Origin of the sequence: Pseudomonas asiatica (assembly GCF_009932335.1) — a bacterium.
GTDB classification, from domain to species: domain Bacteria; phylum Pseudomonadota; class Gammaproteobacteria; order Pseudomonadales; family Pseudomonadaceae; genus Aquipseudomonas; species Aquipseudomonas asiatica.
The window spans coordinates 3,527,687-3,552,052 of sequence record NZ_BLJF01000001.1; the positions used below are offsets into that span (position 1 = coordinate 3,527,687).

The 24,366-nt window shown below is 63.1% G+C and carries 18 protein-coding genes; 9 read left to right on the forward strand and 9 right to left on the reverse strand.

What is annotated here, in order from left to right; genetic code table 11:
• Window position 1 precedes the first annotated feature (1 nt).
• Window positions 2-6,466: a non-ribosomal peptide synthetase gene (locus tag GYA95_RS16295; protein WP_015271329.1), complete on the reverse strand. Its 6,465-nt coding sequence runs from the start codon at window positions 6,464-6,466 to the stop codon at window positions 2-4.
• A gap of 321 nt (window positions 6,467-6,787) precedes the next feature.
• Between GYA95_RS16295 and GYA95_RS16300 the strand changes: the two genes are divergently transcribed.
• The 3 genes from GYA95_RS16300 to GYA95_RS16310 all read left to right on the forward strand — a co-directional run bounded on the left by GYA95_RS16300 (window position 6,788) and on the right by GYA95_RS16310 (window position 9,185).
• Complete coding sequence (locus tag GYA95_RS16300; protein WP_080604897.1) at window positions 6,788-8,194, forward strand: PAAR domain-containing protein; 1,407 nt, start codon at window positions 6,788-6,790, stop codon at window positions 8,192-8,194.
• On the forward strand, window positions 8,187-8,573 hold the full coding sequence (locus tag GYA95_RS16305; protein ID WP_054573777.1) for a hypothetical protein: 387 nt from the start codon (window positions 8,187-8,189) through the stop codon (window positions 8,571-8,573). The genes GYA95_RS16300 and GYA95_RS16305 overlap by 8 nt, the downstream gene beginning before the upstream one ends.
• A gap of 243 nt (window positions 8,574-8,816) precedes the next feature.
• Window positions 8,817-9,185 carry a hypothetical protein gene (locus GYA95_RS16310; RefSeq protein ID WP_015271331.1) on the forward strand — a complete coding sequence of 123 codons (369 nt, stop codon included), beginning with the start codon at window positions 8,817-8,819 and terminating at the stop codon, window positions 9,183-9,185.
• Between the two features lie 178 nt (window positions 9,186-9,363).
• Here GYA95_RS16310 and GYA95_RS16315 read toward each other — a convergent pair whose 3' ends face one another.
• Window positions 9,364-9,624, reverse strand: a complete 261-nt coding sequence (locus tag GYA95_RS16315; protein WP_015271332.1) for a DUF3077 domain-containing protein — start codon at window positions 9,622-9,624, stop codon at window positions 9,364-9,366.
• 644 nt (window positions 9,625-10,268) lie between these two features.
• Window positions 10,269-11,252, reverse strand: coding sequence for a TauD/TfdA family dioxygenase (locus GYA95_RS16320; RefSeq protein ID WP_015271333.1), 984 nt, complete (start codon window positions 11,250-11,252; stop codon window positions 10,269-10,271).
• Window positions 11,253-11,433: 181 nt separating this feature from the next.
• Here GYA95_RS16320 and azu point away from each other — a divergent pair, with 181 nt between their 5' ends.
• The 3 genes from azu (at window position 11,434) to GYA95_RS16335 (ending at window position 14,881) form a co-directional block, all read left to right on the forward strand.
• Window positions 11,434-11,883, forward strand: a complete 450-nt coding sequence (azu, locus tag GYA95_RS16325; protein ID WP_015271334.1) for an azurin — start codon at window positions 11,434-11,436, stop codon at window positions 11,881-11,883.
• 33 nt (window positions 11,884-11,916) lie between these two features.
• Window positions 11,917-13,569, forward strand: coding sequence for a cyclic peptide export ABC transporter (locus GYA95_RS16330; RefSeq protein WP_015271335.1), 1,653 nt, complete (start codon window positions 11,917-11,919; stop codon window positions 13,567-13,569).
• 154 nt (window positions 13,570-13,723) lie between these two features.
• Window positions 13,724-14,881 carry an ATP-binding protein gene (locus tag GYA95_RS16335; RefSeq protein ID WP_015271336.1) on the forward strand — a complete coding sequence of 386 codons (1,158 nt, stop codon included), beginning with the start codon at window positions 13,724-13,726 and terminating at the stop codon, window positions 14,879-14,881.
• A gap of 136 nt (window positions 14,882-15,017) precedes the next feature.
• Here the strand turns inward: GYA95_RS16335 and GYA95_RS16340 are convergent, their stop codons facing one another.
• Window positions 15,018-15,953, reverse strand: a complete 936-nt coding sequence (locus GYA95_RS16340; protein ID WP_015271337.1) for an aspartyl/asparaginyl beta-hydroxylase domain-containing protein — start codon at window positions 15,951-15,953, stop codon at window positions 15,018-15,020.
• Between the two features lie 173 nt (window positions 15,954-16,126).
• Window positions 16,127-17,101: a cysteine synthase A gene (gene cysK / locus GYA95_RS16345; RefSeq protein WP_013973746.1), complete on the reverse strand. Its 975-nt coding sequence runs from the start codon at window positions 17,099-17,101 to the stop codon at window positions 16,127-16,129.
• 134 nt (window positions 17,102-17,235) lie between these two features.
• Here cysK and GYA95_RS16350 point away from each other — a divergent pair, with 134 nt between their 5' ends.
• The 3 genes from GYA95_RS16350 (at window position 17,236) to GYA95_RS16360 (ending at window position 20,575) form a co-directional block, all read left to right on the forward strand.
• Complete coding sequence (locus GYA95_RS16350; RefSeq protein WP_015271338.1) at window positions 17,236-18,309, forward strand: DUF748 domain-containing protein; 1,074 nt, start codon at window positions 17,236-17,238, stop codon at window positions 18,307-18,309.
• 228 nt (window positions 18,310-18,537) lie between these two features.
• Window positions 18,538-19,383, forward strand: coding sequence for an AAA family ATPase (locus GYA95_RS16355; RefSeq protein ID WP_015271339.1), 846 nt, complete (start codon window positions 18,538-18,540; stop codon window positions 19,381-19,383).
• A gap of 13 nt (window positions 19,384-19,396) precedes the next feature.
• Entirely contained in the window at window positions 19,397-20,575 is a 1,179-nt protein-coding gene (locus GYA95_RS16360) for a vWA domain-containing protein (protein ID WP_013973749.1), read from the forward strand.
• Between the two features lie 114 nt (window positions 20,576-20,689).
• Here GYA95_RS16360 and GYA95_RS16365 read toward each other — a convergent pair whose 3' ends face one another.
• Genes GYA95_RS16365 through GYA95_RS16380 form a run of 4 tightly spaced genes read right to left on the reverse strand, consistent with a single transcriptional unit; the run spans window position 20,690 to window position 24,362 of the window.
• Complete coding sequence (locus GYA95_RS16365; protein WP_015271340.1) at window positions 20,690-21,607, reverse strand: 5-oxoprolinase subunit C family protein; 918 nt, start codon at window positions 21,605-21,607, stop codon at window positions 20,690-20,692.
• On the reverse strand, window positions 21,604-22,290 hold the full coding sequence (gene pxpB / locus GYA95_RS16370) for a 5-oxoprolinase subunit PxpB (RefSeq protein WP_015271341.1): 687 nt from the start codon (window positions 22,288-22,290) through the stop codon (window positions 21,604-21,606). Before pxpB ends, GYA95_RS16365 begins: the two co-directional genes overlap by 4 nt.
• On the reverse strand, window positions 22,287-23,066 hold the full coding sequence (locus GYA95_RS16375; RefSeq protein WP_015271342.1) for a 5-oxoprolinase subunit PxpA: 780 nt from the start codon (window positions 23,064-23,066) through the stop codon (window positions 22,287-22,289). Before GYA95_RS16375 ends, pxpB begins: the two co-directional genes overlap by 4 nt.
• 9 nt (window positions 23,067-23,075) lie before the next feature.
• The gene (locus tag GYA95_RS16380) at window positions 23,076-24,362 is read right to left on the reverse strand and encodes an MFS transporter (RefSeq protein ID WP_013973753.1); all 1,287 of its coding nucleotides are present in this window, start codon (window positions 24,360-24,362) and stop codon (window positions 23,076-23,078) included.
• Between the last annotated feature and the right edge of the window lie 4 nt (window positions 24,363-24,366).

The following is a 24,366-nucleotide window of genomic DNA, read 5'->3' on the forward strand; positions in this document are numbered from 1 at the left end:
GTCAGGCCTCTGTGAATGCATTCATCATGTGTTCGATATCGCTCAGGCCATCGTCGGAGAGCGACAGGCCCTGCTCGTCCAGTGCCTGGGCGAACGCGCGTAGTTCGGGGTGGCTGAAGATCAGCCGCAGGGGTATGTCCAGCCCAAGCTCGACGTTGATCCGCGACACTGCCTGGGCCGCCAGCAAGGAGTGGCCGCCCAGCTCGAAGAAGTTGTCGCTCAGGCCGACCCGGGCAACGTTAAGCAACTGCGCCCAGATGTTCGCGAGCTGCTGCTGCCGCTCGGTCTGCGGCGCCTGGTAGTCATGCTGTGGCTGGTTCGGGTCGGGCAGCGGCAGCGCCTTGCGGTCGAGTTTGCCGCTGGGGGTCAGCGGCATGCTCGGCAGGGTCACCAGGTAGGCCGGGATCATGTAGTCCGGCAGGCTGGCCTTCAGGTACTGCTTCAGGGCCTGGCGCAGATCGCCGCGGTAGCCTTCGGCCGGCACCGCATAGGCGCATAGCTGCTTGCCACCGGGCAGGTCGATGGCCAGCACGGTGGCTTCGCGAACGTCCGGGTGCGCCCGCAGGTACTGCTCGATCTCGCCCAGCTCAATACGGAAGCCGCGCACCTTCACCTGATGGTCGACCCGGCCGCGATAGGCCAGCTGGCCGTTTTCGTCGTAGCAGCCGAGGTCGCCGGTGCGGTACAGGCGGCCACCGCCAACCGGGTCGAACGGGTCGGGGATGAAACGCTCGGCGGTGAGTGACGGCCGCTGGTGATAACCGCGCGCCAGGCAACCTGCCCCGCCGATGAACAGCTCGCCGGGCACGCCCACCGGCGTCGGCGCCAGGCCATCGTCCAGAGCATGCAGGGTACGCCCCGGCAAGGCACGGCCGATCGGTACGCCGCCCAGGCTGATCTGCTCCACGGTCATCTGCGAACAATCGTAGGTGGTGGCGACCACGGTGGCTTCGGTCGGGCCGTAGGTGTTCAGCAGGCGCACTGCTGGCGGGCCATCGGCCAGCCAGGCGCGCAGGGCATCTTCCGGCACCGCCTCTCCCCCCACGTGAATCTGCTTCAGCCGGCCATAGGCCGCGGGGGCTCGGCGCTCCAGCGCCAGCAGGCGCCAGTAGGCCGCCGGCAGGTCGGCCACGGTCACGCCGTGGCGGTTGATCTCGTCCAGCAGGGTGGCGGTGTCCCACAGCCGCAGGTCGCGCAGGACCACACAGGCGCCCTGGGCCAGCGGCGGGAAGAACTGCTCGATGAAGCCATCGAAGCTGATGGTGGCGAACTGCAGCACGCGATCGTCCGGGGTGAGGCGCGAATAGTCGCCGGCCACCTGGCAGAACAGCGACAGGGCCTGGTGGTCGATGGCCACGCCCTTGGGCATGCCGGTGGAGCCGGAGGTGTAGATGACATAGGCGAGGTTGTGCGGTGCCGCCAGGTTGGCCAGCGGTTCGGCGGTCCAGGCTTGCAGCCACTCGGTGCCCGGCTCCAGTACCACGCAGGGCAGTTGCTTGCCCAATTGCAGGCGCTCACGCGAGGGCGCATCGGCCAGCAGCAGGCCGATATTGCTGTCCTCGACCATGTAGGCCAGGCGTTCTTGCGGGTAGTCCGGGTCCAGCGGCACATAGGCGCCACCCGCCTTGTGAATGGCGATCAGCGCCAGGGCCATGCCCAGGCCGCGCTCGACAGCCACGCCAACCAGGCAGTCCGGCCCCACACCCAGCGCCCGAAGGCGGTGAGCCAGTTGGTTGCTGCTGCGGTCCAGTTCGGCGTAGGTCATCTGCTGGTCGTCGAAGATCAGCGCCAGCGCATCCGGCCGCTCGTGGGCCTGTCGCGCCAGCAGCTGGTGCGCACACAAGCCGCTGCCAGCCTGGGGCGCCGGGTTCCAGCCGTGGGTCAGCTGCTGGCGTTCGCAACTGCCAAGGAAGTCCAGCTCGGCAATGCAGCATTGTGGTTCGGCGCAGATGGCTTCCAGCAGTGCTTGCCAATGCCCGGCCATGCGCTCGATACGCGCGGCATCGAACAGGTCGGTGCAATAGTTGAACGAGGCCGTCACGCCATCGGAGCGCTCCAGGGTGTTGAGCGATATGTCGTACTGCGCGCCCGGCTCCAACAGGTCCACTTCCTTGACCTGCAGGCCGTGCAGGGCATCGCTGGACACCTGCTCGCCGAGGTCGCGCAGGTGGTTGTACAGCACCTGGAAGATCGGGTTCACACCCTGGTCACGCTCCGGATACAGCGCCTCGGCTACTTCGAGGAACGGCACATCCTTGTTGGCCTGGGCCTGCAGGGTGGTCTCCTTGATCGCCGCCAGCAGCTGCGAGAACGGCTGGCTGCCATCGACACGGATACGAGCCACGACCACGTTGATGAAGAAGCCGATCAGCCCCTCAAGCTCCAGGCGGTTGCGGTTGGTGACCGGCACGCCAATGTTGAGCGTGCCCTTGCGGCTGTAGCGCGACAGCACGATGGCATAGGCCGCCAGGAACACATGGAACAATGTGGCGTTGGATGCCACCGCCAGTGCCCGCAGGCGCTCGGTGAGGGCCTGTGGCAGGCGCACGTCGAAGCGGCTGCCCTGGTAGCTTTTGACCTGCGGGCGAATGCGGTCGGCAGGCAGTTCCAGCACTTCGAAGTCGTCTTCCAGGCGGGCCTTCCAGTAGTCGATCTGCGCCTGCATCTGCCCCTCGGCCAGCCACTTGCGCTGCCAGGCGGCGAAGTCGGCGTACTGCACCGGCAGCGGCTCGACGGCTTGCGCCTGGCCCGTGGCGGCGGCGTTGTAGGCGGCGGCGAACTCGCGCACCAGCAGGCTCATCGACCAGCCATCGGAGACGATATGGTGCAAGGTCAGCGACAGCAGGTGCTCCTGCGCATGCACCCTGAACAAGCGTGCGCGCAGCAGCGGGCCGTGCTCCAGGTCGAACGGGACGAAGGCTTCAGCTTCCAGCTTGCGCATCTGCGCGGCGTGGTCCTGGCCGCTGAGGTCTTCGAAACCGATCGGTACCGTGGCAGCCGGCAGGATGCGCTGCCAAGGCAGGCCGTCGGCCTCGACGAACACCGTGCGCAACGATTCGTGGCGGGCCACCAAGGCATCCAGCGCTGCCTCCACGGCGCAGTGGTCGAGGTGGCCCTGCATGCGCACGGCCATCGGCGTGTTGTAGGCCAGGCTTTCGGGGTTGAGCTTCCAGAACAGCCACTGGCGGTTCTGCGAGGGGGACACTGGCAGCGGTTGCTGGCGATCGAGGATTTCGATGTCCAGGCCTGCGCCCTGCTCGCCTTCGGCCACGGCCTGGGCGAAGGCCTGCAGGTCGACGGTGTCGAACAGGCTGCGCAGCGGAATATCCACGCCCAATTGCTTGCGTATCCGCGATACCGCCTGGGTGGCCAGCAGCGAATGGCCGCCAAGGGCAAAGAAGTTGTCGCCCAGGCCTACCTGCGGTACTTGCAGGACTTGCGCCCAAATCTGTGCCAATTGCGTTTGCAGCGGGGTCTGCGGCGCTTGATAGGCCACCTGGGTGGCGGCGGGTTCCGGCAGTGCCTTGACATCGACCTTACCGTTGACCGTGACCGGCAGGTGCTCCAGCACCATCAGGTGGGTCGGCACCATGTGCTCGGGCAGCAGGCTCTTGAGGCTGGCGCGGATCGATTCCTGCCAGGCCAGGCTGTCGGCCGGCATCTGAACGGGCACCAGCCAGGCAGCCAGTTGCAGTTGCGGCCCTTGGCCATGCACGCGCACCAGGGCATTGGCGACACCGCCCAGGGCACGCAGCTGGTTTTCGATTTCGGCCAGTTCCACGCGATAGCCACGGACCTTGACCTGGCCATCCATGCGACCGGCGAACTGCAGGTCGCTGCCTTGGCGAACCCAGTCACCGCTGCGGTACAGGCGCTGGCCGTGGCCGTTCGGGTCGGGAACGAAGCGCTCGGCGGTGAGTGCCGGGCGGTTCAGGTAGCCACGGGCCAGGCCGGCGCCACCGATGTACAGCTCGCCCTTGGCTTTGGCCGGCAGGGGTTGCAGGCAGCGGTCGAGCACCGCGACGCGGGTGTTGGCCAGTGGCTGGCCGAGGCTGGCCTGCCCGTTCAGTTCGGCGACCAGCACACCGACGGTGGTCTCGGTCGGGCCGTAGTGGTTGAACACCTTGAGCGCCGGGGCCAGGTTGCGGACCTTGCCCAGCAGGCTCGGGCTGATGGCCTCGCCGCCGAGCACCAGGCACTGGGCCGGCAGCGCCGAGCGGCCAGCCACCAACATGGCCTCCAGGTGCGACGGTACGATCTTCAGCGCGTCTACCTGGTGCTCGGTCAGGTAGGCGGCGAAGCCTTCGGCATCCAGCACCTGCTCGCGTAGCAGCAAATGCAGGGTGTGGCTGCCGCACAAGGCGCCGAACAGCATGGTGTGGCCGAGGTCGGCAGCCGGGGTCGAGACCTGGGCCATGCTACGGATGCGCTCGAGCGGCAAACGTGCGGCGATGCCTTCGACGTAGTTGGCCAGGCCGCCATGGCTGATCGCCACGCCCTTGGGCTGGCCGGTGGTGCCGGAGGTGTAGATCACGTAGGCCAGGTTGGCCGGCGCCGGGGCGATGCGGGCGGCGCTGCCGCTGCCGGTTTGCGCCCAGTCCAGGCGCTGCACGCCCTCGGGCAGTTCGGCCTGCCAGTTACCGGGCGCCAGTACAAGGCGCGTAGCGCTGTCGGCGAGCATGTAGGCCAAGCGTTCGGCCGGCTGCTCGGGCTCCAGTGGCAGGTAGGCGCCACCGGCCTTGAGCACGCCGAGGATACTGGCGAGCATGCCGACACTGCGGTCGGCCAGCACGCCGACCAGTGTGTCCGGCCCTGCTCCGGCTTCCACCAGCCGGCCTGCAATGGCTTCGGCGCGGGCATCGAGTTCGGCGAAGCTGGCCTGCTCGCCCGCAGCCATCACCGCCGTGCGCTCGGGGTGGCGGCTGGCGGCGGCGGCAAAGCGCTGGTGAACCAGCAGCGTTGCGTCAGCCTGCGCAGGCGCGCCAATGGCAGGGGCCAGGCCTGGCAATGGCAACTCGCCAACTGCGCCAGCCGCTTCGTCGGCCAATGCCTGCACCAGGGCTAGCCACTGCTCGCCAAGGGCTTCGACGGTGGCCGTATCGAACACGTCGGTCGCATAGGTGAACGCTGCATGCAGCTGCCCCGCTCGCTCATGGGTATCCAGCGCCAGGTCGAAGCGGGCGCTGTGCTTTGCCAGCACGACTGGCGCCAGGCTCAGGCCGGAGCGGGTCTCGATGGCTTGCACATCCGCCACCTGCGCCTGGTGGTTGAACAGCACACGGAACAGCGGGCTCTCGCTGCTGCGCGGCAGGTCCAGGGCTTCGACCAGTTGCTCGAACGGCAGGTCCTGGTGGCTTTGAGCGCCTAGGGCGGTTTCGCGCACGCGCTGGAGCAGGCCGGTGATATCCAGCAGCGGGTCGATTTCGGTGTGCAATACCTGGGTATTGATGAAGCAACCGATCAGCCCTTGGCTTTCGGCGCGGTTGCGGTTGGCGATGGGCACGCCGACACGGATCGCCGACTGGCCGCTGTAGCGCTGCAGTAGCAGCTTGAAGGCGGCCAGCAGGACCATGAACAGGGTGACGTTATGCTTGCGTGCCAGACCGCGCAGCCGTTCGACGACATCTGCGGCGATGGGGAACTCGTGACGCGCGCCACGATAGCTGGGGCGGCCCTCGCGGCTGCGGTCCAGTGGCAGCTCCAGCGGCGAATGGTCATCGCCCAGGCGCGCCTGCCAGTAGGCCAGCTGGCGCTCCTGCTCACCGGCCTGGAGCCAGCTGCGCTGCCACAGGGCGTAGTCGCGGTACTGGATCGGCAGCGGTTCCAGGTGGGCTTCGCTGCCGGCCACGGCGGCGTCGTACAGGTGCAGGAATTCGTCGATCAGCACGTTCATCGACCAGCCGTCGGCGACGATGTGGTGCAGGGTGAACAGCAGGATGTGCTCCTGTGCCGCCAGTTGCAGCAGGCGCACCCGCAACAGCGGGCCACTGGCCAGGTCGAAGGGGGCCAGGGCTTCGGCTTCGGCGATGGTTTCGATGGCGGCCTGACGGGCGCCCTCGTCCAGGCCGGCCAGGGCATCCTGGTGCAGCTGCAACGGGGCGGCGCTGGCCTCGACCTGCTGGCGCACGTCATCGCCGTCGGCGACGAAGCGGGTGCGCAGGGTTTCGTGGCGGGCCACCAGGGCATCGAAGGCGTGCTGCAGGGCGGCCAGGTTCAGCGGGCCATTCAGGCGCACGGCCATGGGCAGGTTGTACGCCGCGCCTTGCGGGTCGAGCTGCCAGAGGAACCACATGCGCCGCTGGGCGTAAGACAGCTGGTCACGCTCGGCCACCTCCACCCCGGGCGCAATCGGCAGCACGGAAAAATCCATGCCCTCGCCCTGCAGCGCCTTGAGGAACAGGCGGCGCTTGTCGGGGCTGAGTTCGATGAAGCGGCGGGCGAGCTTGAGCGTTTGGTCGGCATTCATGTCGAGCGGTGTCCTGGCAGTCGAGCGGTAACTGTCAGACGAAGGTGTGGGGGGTTGATTTAGTGGCGGGACTGCAGGGCTGTGGCGGTGGCCTTGTCGGCCTCTTCGCGGGTAAAACCCACAGGTACACCACAGCTATCGAGGCTTGTGCACTACCTGTGGGAGCGGGCATGCCCGCGAAGAGGCCGGCATTGCCATCAATAAAATCACGTAGTCCAAATCTCTATTCCTTGTAGGACCCTTCCTAAACCCTCCCCACCCCGAAAATACCCGCCCACAGCCTGCTAGGTTCCTGGCTTCCACCTGAAAAAGAGGCGAGCCATGAGCATGCGCATGAACATCTTCGGCCGATACCAAGGCCTGGACGGCGACGAAACCAGCACAGGCGCCATTTGCATTGCCAGCCAAGCCAGGGGCCGTGTGCATGGCCGCAACTGGCTACTTCAAGGCGACCCGACCACACCCTGCCCGCTATGTGGACAAGCGGGCACCATCGTCGAGGGCGAAGTCCGCTGGCGGCAGGATGGTATTCCCACGGCTCTGGACGGAGCACTGGTGCAATGCGGGTGCCCACAGGGCAGCAATCGCCTGGTTGCAAGTGGGTACGCACCTCCGGCTTCGCGCAGGGCACCCGCACCTGAGCCTGTTCGTGAGGCACCAGCACAGGCCCGGACGGGTAACCCGGCAAGAAGTACCTATCAGCCTGAGGTGGTTCAGCCCTCGCCCACCCCTCAAGGCATGGAGCCCGGTTTCTACATCGTTCCGCGCTGCATGACGTATCAGGAAATCCTGGCAGAACTGGGCGCGCCGCAGGCCAACCTGCCTCGGTCGATTCTGGAGCGGCTGAACCCGACCTATCAGCAGGGGTTCAAGGCGGGCGAGATCTTTGTCATTGGCGATGGTTTGAGGCGCCCGGTGTGCACTCGGGAAGAACTGTCTGCGATGAGTGCAGCAAAACAAGCTCGTGAAGCACTGGCGGAACTGACGCCCGAAGAGGCGGAATTCATGATGCGCCATCAAGCCGAGATTGCTGCGTTGCTCAGCGATGTGAGCCTGGCGATGGGGGTGAGCGAGGCGATGGTTGCCAAGTCGCTGGATGAACTCAGCACCATTTTGAAAAAAATCGAAGAGCTCCATAAAGTCCAATTCGTCAAGCACGGACATCTTCGGCACCCTGAGTTCTTTGCAGAACGTCAAAAGCTGTTCACGCAATTGAGTGCAAACTTGAATGCGACCCTTCTAAAAAAACACCTCAATCTCGGAAACTATGAAAGTCTGCGCCGGGACTTGGGAATTTCTTCGAGAAGCTTGGTGCACCACTGGAGCAAAGCGGGAGGACCGACACATATCCCTGGCTACTCGACACACTTAGACAAGCTGGCCAAGCTGGCTAAATATTTAAAAGCCGGAGGGCGTGTTGGCATTACTATTGGCGGTGGCGGATCTGCCCTGAAAATTTCAGAGGTGTGCAAAGAGGGCAACACAAATGCCTGTAAAAAAGTCAGCGTTTCTGAGGCAGGTAATTTCTCCGGTGGCTTAGCTGGTGGCTGGTTGGCAGGAAAAATTGCGGGCAGAATCTCTGCGAAGGTTTGCTGGAGAGTCGGACCCTACGCCGTAGCATGCGGAATAGTGATCACTGGTGGAGGCGCCTTGGCCGGCAGCATCGGTGGTATGGAAGCGGGTGAGGAGTTCGGAGAATTAGTCTTCGAGGTCTTTGGAGATGATTGATTACCTTGACGTAAAACTAAGACTATTTCTGTTAGGCACTCCTATCTGCCTCGCCTTAATCGGGCTTGTATCTGACCTTCACATTGCGTGCTCTCGCCAATATAAAGAAATGACTTCAGCACTCCAACGGAGCGCGTGCCTTCCATTTGCGACCGGCATGTGGGGAGAGAAAAAAATAGGTTCCAGAATTCTAGTTATTTCTGTAATCGCTGGCGCCATTGGGTCCCCCGCCTCAAGCATTCGCAGCGGGCTATTGGATGAGCAAGACCATTTACAATTCCCTGAGAAGTTAAGAAGAAAAATTCTTATTGCATCATCACTAAACACCATCGGCATCGCTTGGATAGCCATCTATTACCTGATGAAACTGCTAGACTGAGAGACAAAACAGATGAACTCAAATCTTTCATATAACACCGAACCTCAAGCAAACCGGCGCATTCAAAAACACCGACTTCACGTAGTCTCTACATCGAAGCTGATCACCATGACCTGCTTAACCTGGGGCCTTTATATACCCTATTGGAGCTATTGCCACTGGAGACTTATCCGAGGACAAAGCGGGTTCGCTCTAATCCCGTTGCTCTGCGGCGTGTTTGGCTCTTTCTTGATTTACCCCCTAATGAAAAGAGCAATCACCTATAGCAAAGAATTGGATCTGACCGTCGAAGGTACAGCGCTTGGAGTGACATTGAGATATTGGGTACCTTACCTGCTCTTCGTGAGCTGGCAATTCTGGGCACCCGACCAGCCGGAGGAAAGCCAATCGCTCTATAACATGTTCATGCTGCCGCTCGCGCTTCTGGTCACGTCTGTGACTTTAACCTTGGTAGCGCTGGTGCAAATTCAGCAAGCAGCCAACGCTTATGAAGGTGACCCAACAGGTCTGCGGAACGCTCAAATTACTTGGGCAAACGGGCTATGGATAATTATCAGCTGGTCGCCCTCCGCCGCTCTACTTGCACTAATTTCTCATTATGCCAACCACTAAATGACGTAAAGGTCGGTTTGCCACTGATTGTATGGCACCGGCTGCGCCGGTGTTCGCGGGCACGCCCGCTCCCACAGGAGTTGTGCATACCCTGCGGCATTCTGCTTAACCTGAGGCATGCACAATCCCTGTAGGAGCGGCTTTAGCCGCGAAAGGGCCAGCCCAGTCAATACAAGGATCAGCGCAGCAAACCCAACTCGGCATCATCCAGCAGCGCCTTGGCCATGGCTGCAAAGTAATGCGAAGCCCAGAGCATCTGCTGATCGCCGTCCATCAAACCGGTCAGTGACAAGTCGCGTGCATAGCCCATCAACTCCGAGGCTTGCTCCCGGGCGCTGCGGCAGGGGATGCCCTCAGCGATACGGAACAGCGGATGGGTTTGGCCTTCGCCTTGGTAGAAGTAGGTGACACCGGGGGTGGTTTTGGTTTCGTCGGTCATGGAATGGTCATCATATGAGTTATGTGCCACCCGTCCGTTTCCACACATTGGGGTGACAGCTGCACACGGGGTGGAAAACCAGGCATATGATGAACCCGGTAGGCCCGAAAGCCTCCCGCGTACAGCTGTCGTGTCAACAATCATCATATGTCTTGCCAGGTTTCCACACCCGATCGCTGAACCGTCAGCGACAGGCAAAGCCTAGAGTGCGGGATTTGCAGGAACAATCAGACGCGTGTCGACAGAGGTTGTAGGGTATTTCGCAGGGGGTGGAGTTGCCAGTCCCGAGGCGTAGGAAGAGTCTGGGATTTTTGTAGGTTGCTGGGGGCATGTCTTGAGAATGCGTCAGGGCTGACAGGTGTTCGCCATGACAGGTTCAGCGCCTATGAGATCGAGCGCCGCCCGCGCGGCGCATCGCGAGCGAAGCTCGCTCCTACATCTGTTTCGGGCCAATTATTCCTGAGGCATTGGCGCGCGGCCCCTTGGCGTTCGACTGGATATCGTGTGGGACAAACAAGGCGGCCGCGCGCGCTGGCACAGGCAATACTGGCCCGAAACAAATGTAGGAGCGAGCTTCGCTCGCGATGCGCCGCGCGGGCGGCGCTCGATCTCATAGGCGCTGAACCTGTCATGGCGAACACCTGTCAGCCCAACACCTCCCTATGCCCCTGCGCCATCGCCACCACTACCTTGCGCTTGCCGGTAAACGGCGACCGCGCATGCGCCGCGAGCATGTTATCCAGCATCAGCACATCGTTCTCCAGCCAAGGGAAGCTAATGGTGCATTCATCCAGCACCCCACGCACTTCATCGAGCAGCGAATCCTCGATGGTCGTACCGTCGCCGTAATACACGTTACGCGGCAGGTCCTCTTCCTCGACGATGTCCATCAACGACTCGCGCACTTCTGGCTGCAGGTTCGACACATGGAACAGGTGCGCCTGGTTGAACCACACGTCCTCCCCGGTCACCGGGTGACGCGCCACCACCTGGCAGCGCTGACGGGTGCGCAATTCGCCGTCATCCTTCCAGATGCACTCGATGGCATGCGCCCGGCAATAGGCCTCGACCTGGCGCGGGTCCTCAGTGTTGAACACCTGCGACCATTCCACATCAAGGCCGTTGCCGTAGTTGCGCACGTACATCAGCCCCTTCTCCACCAGCCGCTCACGAATACGCACCGGCATGCGCCGGTAAACCTCGCGGCTGTCGGCAATCGGCGTCTGGCCACCGGTCTCGGCGGGGATCACGCTGTAGAACCAGATCTTCATCGGCCATTCCAGGGTATAGGCCTGCTCGTTGTGCAGGGGGATGCTCTGGTGCGCCGGGTACTCGGTGGAGGTGTACACCCCCTTGGTCACGTTGCTGCGCGGGGTGGAGCCAAATTCGTAATTGAGCAACGGGTGGCCGAAAGAAGCGGCGAACTGGCGGAAAGCTTCGGCACCACCCACCTCGAACCCGCGAAACAGGATGCCGCCGGCCTGCAGCAGGTGCCGGTCCACCAGCGGCTGCAATTCGGCAAAGGCTTCCAGCAGGTCGATACCCGGCTCCGGCGCGCGTACCAGCAGCGGCAGGTTGCCGCGCGCGGCGTCCAAGGGTTCGATCGCAAAGCTCAGCAGTTCACTCATGTCCGGTCACCTCAAGCCAGGGCCGCATAGGCGGCGAAATCGGGATGCGCGCCATGTCGGCGCCTGACTGAATGAACGAGCGGGCGATGGGGAAATTCACCTGGGCCGCACACACAGGTAAAGCCGGCGCGCGCCGGTTCGTCTGAACGATGTGCACCCTTCTATCGCCCAGGAACCGTACATGACTCGCCAGCTTCTGCTCCTCGCCCTGCTCGCCGTGGCCCCTGCCGCGTGGTCGGCAGAGCCATGCGCCGTGGAAATCCATGGCACCGACCAGATGACCTTCGACAAGGCCGCCATCACCGTGCCCAAGGCTTGCGCCGTGTTCACCGTCACGCTCACCCACCCTGGCGACATGCCGAAGAACGTGATGGGCCACAACTGGGTGCTGAGTACCCAGGCCGACATGCAAGGCGTGCTCGACGACGGCCAGAAAGCCGGCGAGGCACTGGACTACGTGAAGCCCGGCGACACCCGGGTGCTCGCCCACACCCGCCTGATCGGCGGCGGTGAAACAGACAGCATCAGCCTCGACGTCCGGTCGCTGAAGGCAGGTACCGCGTACAGCTTCTACTGCTCGTTCCCGTTCCACGGCACCTTGATGAAAGGCTCCCTGACCCTCGGCAGCTGACCCGCCCCCACCTCACCAGCGAGATCACGCTTCATGAAAACCTCCTCCCCCGGGGCCATCCGCGAATTGCTGGGCCTGCTGAAACCCTACCGCCCGGCGGTAATCGTCTCGGTGCTGCTGGGCATGCTCGGCGGCCTGGCCGTGACCGCCCTGCTGGCCACCGTCAACCAGGGCCTGCATGCCGCTGGCGGCATGAGCCAGGGCGTGATCCTGGCATTCGCCGGCCTGTGCGTGCTGGCCCTGGTCAGCAGCGTGGCGGCCGACAGCGGCACCAACTACGTTGGGCAGAAAGTCATCGCCAGGCTGCGCAAGGACCTCGGCGCCAAGGTGCTGTCAGCGCCGATCGAGCAGATCGAGCGCTACCGCACCCATCGCCTGATCCCGGTGCTGACCCGCGACGTCGACACCATCAGCGACTTTGCCTTCGCCTTCGCCCCGCTGGCCATCTCGCTCACCACCGTGACTGGCTGCATGGCCTACCTGGCCTGGCTGTCGTGGCCGATCTTCCTCATCACCCTGGCGGCCATCGGCATTGGCAGTGGCATCCAGTACGTGGCCAGGCAGAAAGGCGTGGCCGGCTTCAACGCCGCCCGCGATGCCGAAGACAACCTGCAGAAGCACTACTCGGCCATCGCCGAGGGCGCCAAGGAGCTGCGCATCGACCGCCGCCGCCGCCACGCCATGCTGACCCGTAACATCCAGGGCACCGCCGACTTCATCGCCAACACCCATATCCGCGCCATCAACATCTTCGTCGCGGCCAAGAGCCTGGGGTCGATGCTGTTCTTCGTGGTCATCGGCCTGACCCTGGCCCTGCAATCGCTATGGCCGAGCAACGACCCGGCGGTGATGAGCGGCTTCGTGCTGGTGCTGCTGTACATGAAAGGCCCGCTGGAAACCTTGATCGGCAACCTGCCGATCCTCGGCCGCGCCCAGGTGGCGTTCCGCCGCATTGCCGACCTGTCCGAGCGCTTCTCCTCGCCCGAGCCGCACCTGCTGCTGGAGCCGCCGGTCAAGCGCACCGCCCCGGCCAGCGCGCACCTGGAACTGCACAACGTCGAGTACGCCTACCCGCCGGTGGACGGCAACGAGCCGTTCCGCGTGGGGCCGGTGAACCTGAGCATCGAACCGGGCGAGATCCTGTTCATCGTCGGCGAGAACGGCTGCGGCAAGACTTCGCTGATCAAGCTGCTGCTCGGCCTATACACCCCGCAACGCGGCGAAGTGCGCCTGAACGGCAAGGCCGTCGGCCCGGAGGGGCTGGATGACTATCGCCAGCTGTTCACCACGGTGTTCGCCGACTACTACCTGTTCGACGACCTGCCCGAGCATGAACACAGCCTGCCCAGTGATGCCACGCGCTACCTCGAGCGGCTGGAGATCGCCCACAAGGTGAGCGTACGCGACGGTGCCTTTACCACCACCGACCTGTCGACCGGCCAGCGCAAGCGCCTGGCACTGGTCAATGCCTGGCTGGACGGGCGACCGGTGCTGGTGTTCGACGAATGGGCGGCGGACCAGGACCCGACCTTCCGCCGGGTGTTCTACACCGAGCTGCTGCCGGACCTGAAGCGTTTGGGCAAGACCATCATCGTGATTTCGCATGATGACCGGTATTTCGATACGGCGGACAAGGTGGTGCACCTTAGCCGGGGGAAAGTGGTGGAGGCGTTGGAGCCGGCTTGAGGCAGCAAAGGGGGGCTGCGCGCCCCTCATCCACCACAATCTATAATCGTTCTATAGTCTGTCTATAATTCCCTATAAACACCGCGCCTCTCAGATCTATAATGCCTCTATAATCCATCTATAATCGACTATAAATTGAAACGGAGGGGCCGAGATGCCTGAAACTGTCTATCACCGCCCGGCGCTTGCGTCCCGCCTGTCGAAATTGATCCTGCAAGTCGCCGTGGGCAGCGCAGCAAGCTCTGGTGTGTTTCTCGCTGCGCCACGACGTACCGGGAAATCCACCTTTGCCCGCGAAGACCTGCGCCCGGCCCTCGAAACAGCCGGGGCCATTGTGCTGTATGCCGATCTGTGGAAAGACCTGACCAAGGATCCCGGGCAAGTCATCGTAGAAGCGGTGCGTGAGGCGGTCGGGCGTAACGAAGGCTTCATCACGCGGCTGGCAAAGTCATCTGGCATGGAGAAGGTCACTGTCGGCGGCCTGAATTTCAGCGTGGACAAGATCGGGCTGGGGCAAGATGTCGACCTGACCACCGCCCTGGCGGCGCTCTCCGATGAGTCCCGCAAGATCATCGTGCTGATCATCGACGAAGCACAGCATGCAATCACGACCGAGCAAGGAATAGCGGCGCTGTTCGCCCTCAAGGCAGCCAGAGACGAACTCAACAGTTCGAAGCACCATGGCTTGCGCATCGTCTGCACCGGTTCAAACCGGGACAAGCTGGCCATGCTGCGCAGCAGCAAGGACCAGGCGTTCTTCGGCGCCTCCATGGTGCAGTTCCCGACCCTGGACCAGGACTTCATCGACTGGCTGTGCGCCAATATCGACCTGCCATGCGCACTCGATTCAACGGAGGTGTTTCAGCTCTTCAAGGAAAGCGGCTATCGCCCAGAGCTATTGGGTGCGGCCGCGGATGAAATCCGCTTCGACTTCGGCATTGAACCCGAGGCCATTCCGGCACGGTTCAGAGAGCTTGTCCAGGCACAAGCCAATGACTTGAACGCAAACCTGAAAAAGGTGATCCACAGCCTCACGCCTATCCAGGCTGCGGTTCTACGTGTCATGTGCGCAAAGGGGAACGACTACGCGCCGTTCGAGGCCCCGACCCTGGCACTGTACGCCAAAGCGATGGAACAGGCTGGCGTGGATGCGAGCGAAGTGAAGGCCGAGGTACCGGGGGTGCAGCAAGCGCTTATCGCCTTGCAGGACAAGAACCTGGTGTGGAAAGCATCGCGGGGGGTGTACGCGGTAGATGAACAGGTGATAGTCGATATCGTGCGAGCGGACGGTTTGCTGGAAGGTCTTGCCTGAGTGGTTTTCTGATAGGACGCCGGGGGCGCTTTGCGCCCCTATCGCGACACAAGGCCGCTCCTACAGGAGTACGCAATCACCTGTAGGAGCGGCCTTGTGTCGCGATGGGCTGCAAGGCAGCCCCAACAGGCAGAAATCAGAACAACCAGTGATACAACAGGTACACCACCACCGCCGCCAGCACCGGCCGCAGCACGCGGTAGGCCTTGGGGTTGGCGCGCTTGAACTGCTTGACCTGGCTACTGATCCGGTTGCTGAAGCGCTTGCTCCAGGCGTAGGCCTGGTTGATCCCGCCCACACGCTCGTCGTCGGTGTTCTGCGGCGCGGTGGCACGGCCGAGGAAGGCGCTGACCTGGCGGTTGATGCGGGTCATCAGTGGGCTGCTCAGCGGGCGTTCGATGTCGCAGAACAGGATCACCCGGGTAACGTCGGTCTCGTTCTTGACCCAGTGCACGTAGGTTTCATCGAACATCACGTCCTCACCGTCACGCCAGGCATATTCCTCGCCATCGACGTAGATGCGGCAAGCATCGGAGTTGGGGGTGGACAGGCCCAGGTGGTAGCGCAGGGAGCCGGCGAACGGGTCGCGGTGCGGGTTCAGGTGGCTGCCGCCGGGCAGCAGGGCGAACATCGCACCCTTGACGTTGGGGATGCTGCTGACCAGCTCGACGGTGCGCGGGCACAGGGTTTCGGCAGAAGGCAACGGTTTGTCGTACCACTTCAGGTAAAAGCGCTTCCAGCCTTTCTTGAAGAACGAACCGAAGCCGGCGTCGTTATCCTTCTCCGCGGCGCGGATGTAACCCTCGTCGAACAGGCGCATGGCCTCTTCGCGGATTTCCTGCCAGTTGTCCTTCAGCACGTCCAGCTCGGGGAAGCGCTGGCGGTCCAGGTAGGGTTTGGACGGCACGCCGGAAAACAGGTACATCAGGCTGTTATAAGGGGCGAACAGCGCCGAATGGTTGACGAACTGGCGCAACACCGGCAAGCGAGCCTTGCCGCGCAGGTGCACGAACAGCACGCTGCCAAAAAACACCAGCAAGACACCCGCCTTGGCTGCAAAGGAAAAGGTCATGCTTTCACTCCTTGAGGAAGAAACAGGGCCATTCGCCCTGCTCTCCGATAAATCATCCTGCCATCATAAACTGATGCCGCCGGGGTAAAAACAGCCTGGGCGGCAACTCAATCATGAAGATTTTGCAATAAACCAAGCCGCCGAACGTTGCGCCGGATCAGCGGCAAGGCCGATTACTGCTGGTTTTCCTGCTCGCTGAACATGTCGCTGAACAGCATGCTCGACAGGTAGCGCTCGCCGGAGTCCGGCAAAATCACGACGATGGTCTTACCCTGCATTTCCGGCTTTTCGGCCAGGCGCACGGCCGCCGCCATCGCCGCACCACAGGAAATGCCACAGAGGATGCCCTCTTCCTGCATCAGGCGGATGGCCATGGCCTTGGACTCTTCGTCAGTCACCGTTTCCACCTGGTCAACGATCGACAGGTCGAGGTTCTTCGGCACGAAGCCGGCGCCGATGCCCTGGATCTTGTGCGGGCTGGGCTTGAGCTCTTCGCCGGCCAGGGTCTGGCTGATCAGCGGCGAGGCCACTGGCTCCACCGCCACCGACAGGATCGCCTTGCCCTGCGTATGCTTGATGTAGCGCGAAACACCGGTGATGGTGCCGCCAGTGCCAACCCCTGCCACCAGCACGTCGACCGCGCCGTCGGTGTCGTTCCAGATTTCCGGGCCGGTGGTTTTTTCGTGGATCGCCGGGTTGGCTGGGTTTTCGAACTGGCCCGGCAGGAAGTATTGGGCCGGGTCGGAGGCGACGATTTCGTTGGCCTTCTCGATGGCGCCCTTCATGCCCTTGGCCGGGTCGGTCAGCACCAACTCGGCGCCCAGAGCCTTCAGCACCTTGCGGCGCTCCAGGCTCATGGATGCGGGCATGGTCAGCATCAGTTTGTAGCCACGGGCTGCGGCGACGAAGGCCAGGCCGATGCCGGTGTTGCCCGAGGTCGGTTCGACGATGGTCATGCCCGGCTTGAGCTTGCCGCTGCTTTCGGCGTCCCAGACCATGTTCGCGCCGATGCGGCATTTGACCGAATAGCCCGGGTTACGCCCTTCGATCTTGGCCAGGATGGTCACGCCGCGCGGGGCAATGCGGTTGATCTGCACCAGCGGCGTGTTACCGATGGAGTGGGCGTTGTCTGCAAAGATACGGCTCATGGCAGGGGTCCTTGGCATGAAAAAAAGCAGGGAAAGACCTCAAGGGTAAGCCCGCACCGGTGGCCCGTAAAGCCTGTTCGAACTCACGCGGACTCGTTGCGGTCAACCGCATATCCTGCGTTGGAGACACTTCGATGAGAGCCCGTTATCGCTGGCCGTTGATCGGCCTGGCCAGCCTGATCGTGCTGTTGCTGGCGCTGCACCTGGCCCTGCCCTATCTGGTGCGCGACTACCTCAATGACAAACTGGCCGACATGGGCGACTACCGTGGCCAGGTGGCCGATGTGGACCTGGCCTGGTGGCGCGGTGCATACCAGATCAACGGGCTGAAGATCGTCAAGACCACCGGCAAGGTGCCGGTACCGTTTCTCGATGCACCGCTGATCGACCTGTCGGTGAGCTGGCACGCCCTTTGGTACGACCGCGCAGTGGTTGCCGAAGTAATATTCGACCGGCCGGAACTCAACTTCGTCGATGGCGGCAACAAACAGAACTCGCAGACCGGTCAGGGCACCGACTGGCGCCAGCAACTGGAAAAACTGCTGCCGATCACCCTGAACGAGGTTCGCATCGACAACGGCGTGCTGACTTTCCGCAACTTCAACTCCAAACCACCAGTCAACCTCAAGGCCACTCAGCTCGATGCCAGTATTCGCAACCTCACCAACATTCGTGACGAAAAGGGCCGACGTGATGCCAGCTTCGATGGCACGGCGCTGATCGTAGGCGATGCCAAGGTGGAAAGTCGCGCCACCTTCGACCCGTTCAGCGATTTCGACGACTTCGAGTTCCGCCTGCGCGCCAAGGGTATCGAGCTGCGCAAGCTCAATGACTTCGCCAGCGCCTACGGCAAGTTCGATTTCAATGCCGGGCACGGCGATGTGGTGATAGAGGCCGAGGCGACCAACGGGCGATTGAACGGGTACATCAAGCCACTGTTGCGGGATGTGGATGTGTTCGACTGGCAGCAGGATGTGCAGGAGAAGGACAAAGGCTTCTTCCGCTCGGTCTGGGAAGCGCTGGTAGGTGCGACCGAGACGGTATTGAAGAACCAGCCGAAGAACCAGTTCGCGACCCGGGTAGAGCTCAGCGGCAGCGTGCACAAACAGGATATCAGCGCCTTCGAGGCGTTTCTGCAAATACTGCGCAACGGGTTCATCGAGGCGTTCAATGCGCGGTATGAGCGTGATGCGCCGGATTCCGACTAGGATCGAGTGACGGGGCATTCAGGGACTGAATACCTGGTCTGCGTTTCCAGTCGGCGAACCCCGCGTTATAGTCGGTGACAAATCAAAATATGTGCTGCCTGTTCCGGCCCTATCGCCGGCAAGCCAGCTCCCACAGGATCCCCACAGTTCTCAAGACCTGTGCTGTACCTGTGGGAGCTGGCTTGCCGGCGATAGGGCCAGAGCAAGCTACCCTCAGAGGACAGACCCATGAAGTTCGAAGGCACCCGCGACTACGTCGCCACAGACGACCTGAAACTGGCGGTAAACGCGGCCATCACCCTCGAACGCCCCTTGCTGGTCAAGGGCGAACCCGGCACCGGCAAGACCATGCTTGCCGAGCAGTTGGCGGCCTCGTTCGGTGCGCGCCTGATCACCTGGCACATCAAGTCCACCACCAAGGCCCACCAGGGCCTCTACGAGTACGACGCGGTCAGCCGCCTGCGGGACTCGCAGCTGGGCGTGGACAAGGTCCACGATGTGCGCAATTACCTGAAAAAGGGCAAGTTGTGGGAGGCCTTCGAGGCCGAGGAACGGGTCATTCTGCTGATCGACGAAATCGACAAGGCCGACATCGAGTTCCCCAACGACCTGTTGCAAGAGCTCGACAAGATGGAGTTCTACGTCTACGAAATCGACGAGACCATCAAGGCCAGACAGCGCCCGATCATCATCATCACCTCCAACAACGAAAAGGAGCTGCCGGACGCATTCCTGCGCCGCTGCTTCTTCCACTACATCGCCTTCCCCGACCGCGCCACCCTGCAGCAGATCGTCGACGTGCACTACCCGAACATCAGCCAGTCGCTGGTCAGCGAGGCGCTGGACGTGTTCTTCGACGTGCGCAAGGTACCAGGCCTGAAGAAAAAGCCGTCCACCTCCGAACTGGTCGATTGGCTCAAGCTGCTGATGGCCGACAACATCGGTGAAGCGGTGCTGCGCGAACGCGACCCGACCAAGGCCATTCCACCGCTGGCCGGCGCGCTGGTGAAGAACGAGCAGGACGTACAACTGCTCGAGCGCCTGGCCTTCATGAGCCGGCGCGGCAACCGCTGACAGGAGCCGGGCCATGCTGCTCAACCTGTTCAATGAAATGCGCGCGGCCAAGGTGCCGGTGTCGGTACGCGAACTGCTCGACCTGCACCAGGCCCTGCAAAAGCGCGTGGTGTTCGCCGACATGGACGAGTTCTACTACCTCGCCCGCGCCATCCTGGTGAAGGACGAGCGCCACTTCGACAAGTTCGACCGCGCCTTCGCCGCCTACTTCAAGGGCCTGGAGAACCTCGACCGGCACATCGAAGCATTGATCCCCGAAGACTGGCTGCGCAAGGAATTCGAGCGTTCGCTGACCGACGAGGAACGCGCGCAGATCCAGTCGCTGGGTGGCCTGGACAAGCTGATCGAGGAGTTCAAGAAGCGCCTCGAAGAGCAGAAGGAGCGTCACGCCGGCGGCAACAAGTGGATCGGCACCGGCGGCACCAGCCCCTTCGGCTCCGGTGGCTTCAACCCCGAGGGCATACGCGTGGGCGAGGCCGGCAAACGCCAGGGCAAGGCGGTGAAGGTGTGGGACCAGCGCGAATACAAGAACCTGGACGACCAGGTGGAGCTGGGCACGCGCAACATCAAGCTGGCTTTGCGCCGGCTGCGCAAGTTCGCCCGTGAAGGCGCCGCCGAAGAGCTGGACATCGACGGCACCATCGACCACACCGCGCGGGATGCCGGGCTGCTGAACATCCAGATGCGCCCCGAGCGGCGCAACACGGTGAAGCTGCTGTTGCTGTTCGACATCGGTGGCTCGATGGACGCCCACGTCAAGGTCTGCGAAGAACTGTTCTCGGCGTGCAAGACCGAGTTCAAGCACCTGGAGTACTACTACTTCCACAACTTCGTGTACGAGTCGGTGTGGAAAAACAACCTGCGCCGCACCTCGGAGCGCTATTCCACCTTCGACCTGCTGCACAAGTACGGCGATGACTACAAGGTTGTGTTCGTTGGCGATGCGGCCATGGCGCCCTACGAGATTACCCAGCCGGGTGGCAGCGTGGAGCACTGGAACGAAGAGGCCGGTTATGTGTGGATGCAGCGTTTCATGGAAAAATTCAGGAAGATCATCTGGATCAACCCATACCCGAAGCAGGCCTGGGACTACACCGCATCGACCCACCTGGTGCGGGACTTGATCGAGGACAAGATGTACCCGCTGACCTTGCAGGGGTTGGAGGAAGGGATGCGTTACTTGTCCAAGTGATTTTGCCAGTGCCGGCTCTTTCGCGGGTAAACCCGCTCCTACAGGTCCCGCACAGGCCTCCCGGCTTGCGCCGTACCTGTAGGAGCGGGTTTACCCGCGAAGAGGCCGGCTGCCTTATCGCCAACGGTCCAGGTAAGCCTGCTGCTCCCGCCACGCCTCATCCTGCACCACCGCCCGGAACCGCACCACCGCGCCCGGCATGCACTGCGCCAGTTGCGCCAGCGCCAGCGGCGTCAATGCCCCCAGCCGCGGATAACCGCCAATGGTCTGCCGGTCATTGAGCAACACGATCGGCTGCCCATCCGGCGGCACCTGCACCGCCCCCAGCGGAATCCCCTCGGAAATCATCGGCGCGCCCTGGTAGACCAGCTGCGGCCCCAGCAGGCGGATGCCCATGCGGTCGGCACGGCTGTCCAGCGTCCACTCGCGGTTGAACGCCTCGAACAGGCTGGTACCGCTGAAGTCACCGATCTGTGCGCCGATCACCAGGTCAAGCACAGGCTTTTGTGGGTACTGTGGCCGCAGCGCTTCGGGTACCTCCCGCAGGGTCGGCGAAGTGCCTGAGAATGCCAGAACGTGGCCTTTGCCAAGCGCAGAACCCTGACCATCGATACCGCCAAGTTCTTCCCGCACAACGGTGGCACAACTGCCCAGCACATCCTCGCCGAGGAACCCGCCAGGCGCCGCCAGATACGCTCTCACGCCCTGCTTCGGCTGCTTCAGGGTCAACCGCTGGCCCTTGACCAACGCAAAGCTGCGCCAGGGCGCCAGCGGCTGATCATCGACACGCGCATCCAGGTCGGCACCGGCCAGGGCCAGCACACAATCCTGCTCGGCGACCACACAGAAACCACCTAGCGCCACCTCGACCACCGGCGCCGCCAACGGGTTGCCCAGCAGCCAGTTGGCCCAGTGCATCGCCACCCAGTCCAGCGCCCCGCCCTGGGTCACGCCCAAATGGCGTACGCCAAAACGCCCAGCATCCTGTAATTGGCACAGCGGAGTACTGGCCTCGATCTTCAACTGCTTCATGCTTGTGCCTCCACATCACCGCCCAACGCCACGAAGTTGCTGCGCGAAACCGGCACGAAGCGCACCCGGTCACCGGGTTGCAACAGGCTGTAGCCCTCGCGTTCATGGTCGAACAGGCGCACCGGGGTACGCCCGATCAGGTTCCAGCCACCCGGCGATACCGCTGGATAGGCCGCCGTCTGGCGCTCGGCAATGCCGACGCTGCCGGCCGCCACGCGCTTGCGCGGGGTGCTAAGGCGCGGGCTGGCCAGGCGTTCGTCCACCAGGCCCATGAAGCCGAAACCGGGGGCGAAACCCAGGGCGAACACCGGGTACTCGCGCTCGCTGTGCAAGCGGACCACCTCTGCTTCACTCAAGCCACTGCGGGCCGCCAACACCGGCAGCTCCGGGCCGACGCTGGCGTCGTACCACACCGGGATCTCATGGCGGCGGCCACCGCTGCCCGTGTCTGGCTGCAAGCCCTCCAGCGCACGGATGATCAGTGCCCTCGCCTCACCCGGTGGCAGGTCGAACTGCACCATCAGCGTGGTGTAGGACGGCACCAGGTCCAGCAAGTGCTTGCCGAACGTCGCGTGCAAGCGCTGGCTGGCGGCAAGCATCCACGGCATGTTGCCCTCGTCGATACCATCGAACAGGCGCACCATCAGGCTGTCGATGGCCACGACTTCAATACGGGGTTTCATCGCGACTCCAGGGCATCGAGAGCCTGGCGAATCTGCCGCACAGCCGCCACCGAACTGTCGTTGTCACCGTGTACGCACAGGGTACTGGCTGCAAGCCTCAGTGCACTGCCATCGTCCGCGACGAGCGTATCGCCGCGGGCCAGGCGCACGGCCTGCTCCACCACCAGCGCCGGGTCGTGGTGCACAGCGCCGGGCAGGCGACGCGACACCAGATGGCCGCTGGCGGTGTAGGCGCGATCGGCGAATGCTTCGAACCACAGCGGCACGCCAATCTCATCACCCAGGGCCTGGGCGGCGCGGTTGTCGGCGGTGGCCATCAGCATCAGCGGCAGTTCTGCGCCATAGGCCGCCACAGCCTCCAGTACGGTGCGCAGCTTGAGCGGGTCGGCCATCATGTCGTTGTACAGCGCACCATGGGGTTTCACGTAGGCCACGCGGCCGCCCAACACTTTGCAGATACCGTCCAGCGCACCGATCTGGTAATGCAGCAGGTCGCGGATTTCCTCCGGGCTGCAGGCCATGGAGCGGCGGCCGAAGCCGACCAGGTCCGGGTAGGCCGGGTGCGCGCCGATGGTCACCCCGTGCTCCAGTGCCAGGGCCACGGTCCGGCGCATGATGCCGGGGTCACCGGCGTGGTAACCGCAGGCGATGTTGGCGCAATCGATGTAGGGCATGACCTCGGCATCCAGGCCCATGCGCCAGCTGCCAAAGCTCTCGCCCATGTCGCAATTGAGTAGCAGGCGTTCCACTGCACGGCCTCCGTTGTCGTTGTTCATATGCCTACCTTAACGCGCCTGCAGCTGTTTGCCGCGGGTTTCCGGCAGGCTCAGCGCCGCCACGATCACCACCCCGTAGGACACGGCGGAGAACACGCCGATACCCAGGCCCAGCGGTACTTTCTGGCCGAGCACGCCGATCAGCAGCGGGAACAGTGCCGCGATGACCTTGCCGATGTTGTAGCAGAAGCCCTGCCCCGAACCACGGATACGCGTGGGGAACAGTTCGGTGAGGAACGCGCCCATGCCGCTGAAGATACCCGAGGCGAAGAAGCCCAGCGGGAAGCCCAGCCACAGCATCACGCCGTCGCTGACCTGCATTTGCGTGTACAGCAGTACGATGACGAACGAGCCCACGGCGAACAGGATGAAGTTTTTCTTGCGCCCCAGCAGGTCGGACAGGTACGCACTGACCACATAGCCGACATATGAGCCGACGATCACCATGGCCAGATAGCCACCGGTACCCAGCACGCTCAGGCCGCGCTCGTTCTTGAGGAAGGTCGGCAGCCACGAGGTAATGGCGTAGTAGCCGCCCAGTGCGCCGGTGGTCAGCAGGGAAGCCCGCACGGTGGTCCAGAGCATCCCCGGGGCAAAGATTTCGTAGAACTGCGCAGGTGCCTCGGCGTTTTCCACCGCCTTGGCCTCGCGATATACCTCGGGGTCCTTGACCAGGCGGCGGACGAAGATCACGAAGATCGCCGGTACCAGGCCCAGCAGGAACAGCGCGCGCCAGGCCTGCTCTGCCGGCAGCCAGGAGAACAGCAGCGCGTAGAGGATGGCGGTGAGGCCCCAGCCAAGCGCCCAGCCGGACTGCACCATGCCCACCGCCTTGCCACGGTCCTGGGCGCGGATCACCTCGCCGATCAGCACCGCGCCGGCGGTCCACTCACCGCCAAAGCCGAAGCCCATCAGGGTACGGGCGATCAGCAATTGTTCGTAGTTCTGGGCGAAGCCGCAGAGGAAGGTGAAGAAGGCAAACCACAGCACCGTCAGTTGCAGGGTGCGCACGCGGCCAATGCGGTCGGAGAGAATGCCGGCCACCCAGCCACCCACGGCCGAGGCGATCAAGGTACTGGTGTGGATCAACCCGGCTTCGGTGGTGGTGATGCCCCACAGCATGATCAGCGTGGGGATGACGAAGCTGAGCATCTGCGTGTCCATGCCGTCCAGGCCATAGCCGATCTTGCAGCTCCAGAAGGTGCGGCGCTGCTGTGAGTCGATGTCGCGATACCAGGCGAAAGGCCCGGACGAAGATGGGGAACTGACCTGCTGCTGCACGCCGGTGGGGTTCATGCTT